Raw genomic sequence first — 1,930 nt, 5'->3', positions numbered from 1 at the left:
CCCGGCGGGGGCGGACCGCCGGGGGTGCGAGTCGGGACGGGCCGGCCGCTGACCGGCCGCGTTGCGGGGACTGTGGCAGCCGTCCGCCGCGGACGGCGGCTGCCCGCGGGCTCAGAGGTTGCCGCGCTTCTCCTGCTCCCGCTCGATGGCCTGGAAGAGGGCCTTGAAGTTGCCCTTTCCGAAGCCCATGGAGCCGTGCCGCTCGATCATCTCGAAGAACACCGTGGGCCGGTCCTGGACCGGCTTGGTGAAGATCTGCAGCAGGTAGCCGTCCTCGTCGCGGTCGGCGAGGATCTTCAGCTCGCGGAGTTCGTCGATCGGCACCCGGGTCTCACCGACCCACTCGCCCAGCGTGTCGTAGTACGAGTCGGGCACGTCGAGGAACTGCACACCGGCGGCGCGCATGGTGCGCACGGTGGAGACGATGTCGTTGGTGGCCAGCGCGATGTGCTGGACGCCGGGGCCGCCGTAGAACTCCAGGTACTCGTCGATCTGCGACTTCTTCTTCGCGATCGCCGGCTCGTTGATCGGGAACTTCACCTTCTTGGTGCCGTCCGCGACGACCTTGGACATCAGCGCGGAGTACTCGGTGGCGATGTCGTCGCCCACGAACTCCTTCATGTTGGTGAAGCCCATGACCTTGTTGTAGAAGGCCACCCACTCGTTCATCTGGCCGAGTTCGACGTTGCCGACGCAGTGGTCGATGGCCTGGAAGGTGCGCTTGGCGGGGGCGGCGACGATCGGTTCGGCCGCGGCGAAGCCCGGCAGGTACGGGCCGTCGTAGGCGGAACGGTCCACGAGGGTGTGCCGGGTCCTGCCGTAGGTCGCGATGGCCGCGAGCACGACGGTGCCGTGCTCGTCCTTCAGCTCGTGCGGCTCGGTGACGCCGGTGGCGCCGTTGGCGACGGCGTGCGCGTAGGCGGCGCGGGCGTCGGGCACCTCGATGGCGAGGTCGACGACACCGTCACCGTGCTCGGCGACGTGCTCGGCGAGGAACCGGCCCCGGTCGGTGGCGGGCTTGATGACGGAGGTCAGCACGAAGCGGGCGCCGCCCGACTCCAGTACGTAACTGGCGGTCTCGCGGCTGCCGTTCTCCGGTCCGGAGTAGGCGACGAGCTTCATGCCGAAGGCGGTCGAGTAGTAGTGCGCGGCCTGCTTGGCGTTGCCCACGGCGAAGACGACCGCGTCCATGCCCTTCACCGGGAAGGGGTCGTCCTGCCGCGATGCCTGGGTGGTCTCAAGGGTCTCAGTCATGACCGCAGGCTCCCGCGCTTCGGCAGGATGCGCAATAGTTCGTGTATCGACTGGGCAATGTGCTCAGTCAGTCGGCGGTTTCGGCGGACGATCTGCACAGGATGACCATCGAAGGAGGAGGCCATGGGCATTGACGAGCTGGACGGCCGGCTGCTGGAGCTGCTCGCCGCGGAGCCGCGCGTCGGGGTGCTGGAGGCGTCCCGCCGTCTCCAGGTGGCTCGGGGCACCGTGCAGGCCCGCCTGGACCGGCTGCGGACGACGGGGGTGATCCGCGGCTTCGGCCCGGACGTCGATCCGGCGGCCCTGGGCTACCCGGTGACGGCGTTCGCCACACTGGAGATCAAGCAGGGTCAGGGCGCGGACGTGCGGGCGCACCTGGCGACGGTTCCCGAGGTGCTGGAGCTGCACACGATCACCGGCCACGGCGACATGCTGTGCCGCCTGGTGGCCCGCTCCAACGGCGACCTGCAACGTGTCATCGACCGGGTGGTGGGCTTCGAGGGCATCATGCGCGCCTCGACGGCCATCGTGATGGAGAACCCGGTGCCGCTGCGCATCGTGCCGCTGGTCCGCCAGGCCTCCCGGGGGGACGGCCCCTGAGTCGCCGCCCCCGCACCGGGGGCCGGGTCAGCAGGCAAGGACGGGGCCGCCGCCGCGGAGGGCGGCGAGCGCGTCC

Annotated in this window: 2 protein-coding genes; one reads left to right on the top strand and one right to left on the bottom strand. The window is 70.1% G+C overall.

Annotated features, from left to right (window positions below):
* Positions 1-111: 111 nt before the first annotated feature.
* Entirely contained in the window at positions 112-1,254 is a 1,143-nt protein-coding gene (hppD, locus tag ACYVE9_RS24945) for a 4-hydroxyphenylpyruvate dioxygenase (RefSeq protein WP_461030156.1), read from the bottom strand.
* Between the two features lie 123 nt (positions 1,255-1,377).
* Between hppD and ACYVE9_RS24940 the strand changes: the two genes are divergently transcribed.
* Positions 1,378-1,854: an Lrp/AsnC family transcriptional regulator gene (locus tag ACYVE9_RS24940; RefSeq protein ID WP_461030155.1), complete on the top strand. Its 477-nt coding sequence runs from the start codon at positions 1,378-1,380 to the stop codon at positions 1,852-1,854.
* Positions 1,855-1,930: the final 76 nt, after the last annotated feature.

The sequence above is a fragment of the Streptomyces sparsus genome, from assembly GCF_054776295.1.
Note: the sequence above shows the minus strand (reverse complement) of the source record. Positions and strands in the feature narration are given on the sequence as shown.